This is a genomic window from Longimicrobium sp., assembly GCF_036554565.1.
Lineage (GTDB): Bacteria > Gemmatimonadota > Gemmatimonadetes > Longimicrobiales > Longimicrobiaceae > Longimicrobium.
Genome location: NZ_DATBNB010000624.1, coordinates 1 through 4,745, shown reverse-complemented (window position 1 = coordinate 4,745; position 4,745 = coordinate 1). Strand labels below are relative to the sequence as shown.

The 4,745-nt window shown below is 65.1% G+C and carries 4 protein-coding genes; all 4 read left to right on the top strand.

The features are described from left to right. Nucleotides 1–317, top strand: a 317-nt coding sequence (gene parS / locus VIB55_RS17310) for a type II toxin-antitoxin system Xre/ParS family antitoxin (protein ID WP_331877922.1), incomplete at its 5' end; no start/stop codon positions are given. Then, nucleotides 317–772, top strand: a complete 456-nt coding sequence (locus tag VIB55_RS17305; protein WP_331877921.1) for an RES family NAD+ phosphorylase — start codon at nt 317–319, stop codon at nt 770–772. The genes parS and VIB55_RS17305, both read left to right, overlap by 1 nt. Nucleotides 773–916: 144 nt before the next feature. Continuing rightward, entirely contained in the window at nt 917–3,073 is a 2,157-nt protein-coding gene (locus tag VIB55_RS17300; protein WP_331877920.1) for an ATP-binding protein, read from the top strand. Nucleotides 3,074–3,929: 856 nt separating this feature from the next. After that, nucleotides 3,930–4,745: protein kinase domain-containing protein (locus VIB55_RS17295; protein WP_331877919.1), on the top strand; the 816-nt coding region annotated here is incomplete at its 3' end.

Sequence of the window (4,745 nt, the reverse complement as noted above, 5' to 3'; positions counted from 1 at the left end):
TCGACGATGTAATCAGCTCGGGTTTGGTCGACGCCGGAGTCGTGTACGAAATCGTTGTTTCGCGCCGTACCTTGGCGGACCGAAAGCAGAAAGAGAAGCCGCTCAGCCCTGAACAGTCCGATCGCCTCGCGCGCGTGCTCCGAATTTACGCACGAGCAGAAGAAGCGATTGGGGATGTTTCCCGAGCATCCAGGTGGTTGCACAAGGAGAACCGTGCTCTGGAAGGAAAGCGGCCCGTAGACCTGCTGGGTACTGATGCAGGAACTCGCGCTATTGAAAGGGTCCTCGGCAGGATCGAGCATGGGATCGTAAGCTGATGATTCTCTGGCGCCTCACCAGAGCCGCGTACCCGAAGCTTGACGGAGAAGGCGCGCGGCTGCATGGCGGGCGCTGGAATTCCGAGGGCGTACCCGTCGTGTACCTGTCATCGAGTCTATCTCTTGCCGCTCTCGAATACCTCGTTCACATCGACATCGAGGACGCACCCACGGACCTCGTCGCATTGAAGGTGGAGGTGCCGGATACGGCGTCGGCGGAGGAGATAGAGGTCGAGACTCTACCCGGCGGTTGGTACAGTGTAGCCGATCACCCAACGTGCGTGGAGCTTGGAAACTCGTGGGTAGAGCGGGGCGATTCGCTCCTGCTGTGGGTTCCCAGCGCCCTCATTCGTGTCGAGTCGAACGTGCTCTTGAACCCGCACCACGCAGATGCAGGGAACGTGCGGGTACTCAGTTCCACGCCTTTCGCGTTCGATTCCCGCCTCCTGAGCTAAGCCCAGCGGCTGCTAAGGCCGACGGGGTATCTGGAGGCCGCGCGGGGGCTGGATCACTCAGCCGGATAGCGGCTACGGAATTGCGAAGGATGACGGGCGTGCCGCACCTGCGGCACGCCCGTCTGGTACCCGTAGTCCTCTCGCATGCACAAGCACACCGTGGATGAAGGCGCGGACCGGGAGCGCGGTGCCTCGCGGCCCGCCGGCGTTCCCCCCGCCGACAGCCTGATCGCCGCACTCCCGGGCCTCTTCCTCATCCTGCTCGCCGATACGCCGCGCTACACGATCGTGGCCGCGAGCGACGCCTACCTGAGCGCCACGCGGTCCACCCGCGACGGTCCGCGGGGGATCGTCGGGCGCGGCATCTTCGAGGCGTTCCCCGACCCGCCGGAAGACCCCGACGCGACGGGGGAGCAGAACGTCCGTGCCTCGCTGGAGCGCGCCGCAGCGACCCGCGCGCCGGACCCCATGCCCGTGCAGCACTACCCGGTCCCGCTCCCCGATGGATCATGGGAGCAGCATTACTGGAGCCCCATCCACACACCCGTGCTGGATCCCGGCACCGGGTGCGTGACGCACCTGATCCAGCGCGTGGAAGACGTGACGGAACAGGTGCGGCTGCAAGCGTCACTGGACCGGATTTCCGGCGAGCACGCCGACAGCGAGCGGGCACGCCTGGCCGCCGTGGAAACGGTCACCCAGCTGAACCGGGAGAGCGCCGCACTGACCCGGGCCAACGAGATGCTCCAGGAGCAGGCGGCGGAGCTGGAGATGCAGACCGAGGCGCTGATGGAGAGCGAGACCAAGTACAGGTCGCTCTTCGACAGCCTGGACGAGGGGTTCTTCATCGCCGAGGTGCTCCACGACGCGGATGGCCGGCCGGTCGACTACCGCTACCTGGAGGCGAACCCGGCCTTCGTGGAGCACTCGGGCCTTTCCGATCCGGTGGGACGCACGGCGCGCGAGCTGATCCCGCGGCTGGAGGACCACTGGGTGGAGAGGGTGGGCCGGGTGGCAGCCACGGGCGAGCCCGCGCGGTTCGAGTCCGCCGCCGAAGGGCTGGGCCGCTGGTTCGACGTCTTCATCTTTCGCGTCGGAGCGCCGCGGGATCGGCGCATCGCCATGCTGTTCAACGACATCAGCGCCCGCCGCGTGATGGAGGGGGAGCGCGAGAAGCTGGTGGGCGAGCTGCAGCTGGAGCGGGCACGGCTCGCGGACGTGTTCCGCCAGGCGCCCACGTTCCTGGCGGTGCTGCGCGGGCCGGACCACGTATTCGAGCTGGTGAACGACGCCTACTATCAGCTTGTCGGCCACCGGGAGCTGCTGGGAAAACCCGTGTTCGAGGCGCTCCCGGAGGTGCGCGACCAGGGATTCAAGGAGCTGCTGGACCGCGTGCTGGCGACGGGCGAGCCCTTCGTGGGCCGCGACGTGCCGCTGCTGGTGGAACGCCAGGCGGGCGCCGCGCTCGAGGAGCGGTTCCTGGACCTTACCTATCTACCGCTCATGGAGGCCGACGGGACGTGGTCGGGAGTCATCGCGCACGGCGCCGACATGACCGCGCAGGTGCTCGCACGGCGCGAAGCGGAGCAGGCCCGCGACGAGGCACAGGCGGCGAACCGCGCCAAGAGCGAGTTCCTGGCGGTGATGAGCCACGAGCTGCGGACCCCGCTCAACGCCATCGGCGGGTACGCGGAACTGTTGGAGATGGGGATTCGCGGGCCCGTGACGCGTGCGCAGCTGGACGACCTGCGGAGGATCCAGCTGAGCCAGCGCCACCTGCTTGGGCTGATCAACGAGGTGCTGAACTACGCGAAGCTGGAGACGGGCACCGTGGATTTCGACATCACGGACGTCCCCGTGGGCGAGGCACTTGCCGCGGCGGAGCTGCTGGTGCGGCCGCAGGCGCGCAGCAAGGGACTGGCGCTCTCCATCCCCGCCGCCCCGCCCACCCTCGCCGTGCGCGCCGATGCGGAGAAGCTGCGGCAGATCCTGGTGAACCTGGCATCCAACGCAGTGAAGTTCACCAATCCCGGCGGGCGGATCGAGATCCTGTGCGCGAGCGACGGCGACCGCGCCCGCATCTGGATCCGCGACACGGGGATGGGCATTCCGGCGGACAAGCTGGACTCGATCTTCGATCCCTTCGTGCAGGTGCGCAGCGACCTGTCGCGCCCGCACGAGGGAACAGGGCTGGGACTCGCCATCAGCCGCGACCTTGCCATTCGCATGGCGGGCGACCTCACCGTCGAAAGCGCCCTGGACGAGGGGAGCACGTTCACGCTGACCCTGCCGATAGTCTAGCCGTTCGAGCCGCTCCCGCGCTGCGCGAGGCCCGCCTGCGGGTGAGGGCGTACGGCGTAGCCGAGGCGATCTGCTATCTGATCCGATGTTGGTGCACGCCGATCCGCTTTAGGTTCGCCGCGTTTACATTCAGCCTCGCACGACGGCCGACGTCTCCGTTCCCCGACCTGATTACTCCGACCGACCTGGATTATGCATATCCGGCTGCTTCTCGTACTTCCGCTTATAGTTCTCACGATCGGCTGCAGGTCGGATGAACCTTCGCCGCCTAAACCAGCAGTGCGGGAACCGGCATCAATTCAGACCGCGTCTCTGGAAGATGTCGTGCCGCTGATCAACGGGGGCGCATACGCGGTCGGACGGAAGGGATGTGGTACATGTCGGGCACCTCCGCTGTTCGCGTGCACGCGGTGGGAGACAGCGCGGTTCGTGCCGAATTCGCGTCGCCCGTCTCACTCGTCGTTCAGCCTACAGCTGATGGCGGTGCATATGCAGTTGAATATGGCGGGAGGATGTGGCGCCTTGACGCAGATTCGGCTGTGCTCGTCAAGGAGGTTGGCTCCGTCCCGGGAGACACAACGCCGCACAGCCATGAGGCCGCGTCCGCGGGATGGCTGTTGTACACGAGGGAGCGCCGCCATCGAGAGTTGGCCGCCGATGATGATGGCGTCGAGCGAGACGCGCCGGATGAGTATGATGAGGCAGAGCAGTGGCCGTAACTGCGGCTGCAGCACTGTGCGAGAGGTGTGGCACCTCAGCGGAACTGCGGATCGGGTTTTTGACGTGAACGTATCTGCGCTTCGGGCCTGGTGATCAGGCGCGAAGTATCCGCACTAGAAGCCCTTCGGAGAACCTCGTGATCAGGCTGATCGAGCAAGTAGGCATCGGAGGATTTGGAACGGTGTGGCGGGCCCAGGATCAGTTTGGGCGAGAAGTCGCAGCTAAGGTCATCAATGAAGATATGCATGACATCGCGAATGTCCGTGACCACGCGTTCGCGCTGGCCCAGGTAACGCATCCAGCGGTCGTTCGATTTTATTCGGTCGAGCACGCTTACCATCCGGATCATCCAGACGAGACGGTGGAGTGCGCCGTCATGGAACTGATCTCTGGCACAACGTTGGAAGCTCGACTGAAGGGGTCTCCACTTCTGTGGCATCAAGTAGTGAGGATTGGCAGGGACCTGTGTTCCGGGCTACAAGCGATCCACACGGCTAACATCAATCATGGCGATCTCGGCACGTGCAATGTGATGCTCCGCAACCGCGGACGGGCTCAGATCATCGATTTGCTGTATCGCGGGACTTTGGCCGCACTAACACCCCAGCAACTCGGCGAAAGATTCAGCACGGACGTCCGAGGGCTTAGCGCAATATTGGCCGAGATTCTGGCGCAATCCGTCTTCGGAGCACGGGCGGCTGAACGGTTTGTGCGGGAAGAGGCGGGGCACGGCAGCCTGTGGTGGACGCGAGCCGTATTCCTCCGGATCGTCGACGAGTTCAGGCCACTGCGCGCACACGGAGTCGTCACCTTCCCAAGTGGATATTCCTATTTGCCAGGCGCCGCCTACGTTGGTGTTTACGTTCTCGCGTCAGGCGACTCGGTCGCGGTCGGCTTGGACCTCGGGTACCCATCGATCACCAACTTCGCGGAAGAAGTCGCCGACTCGATC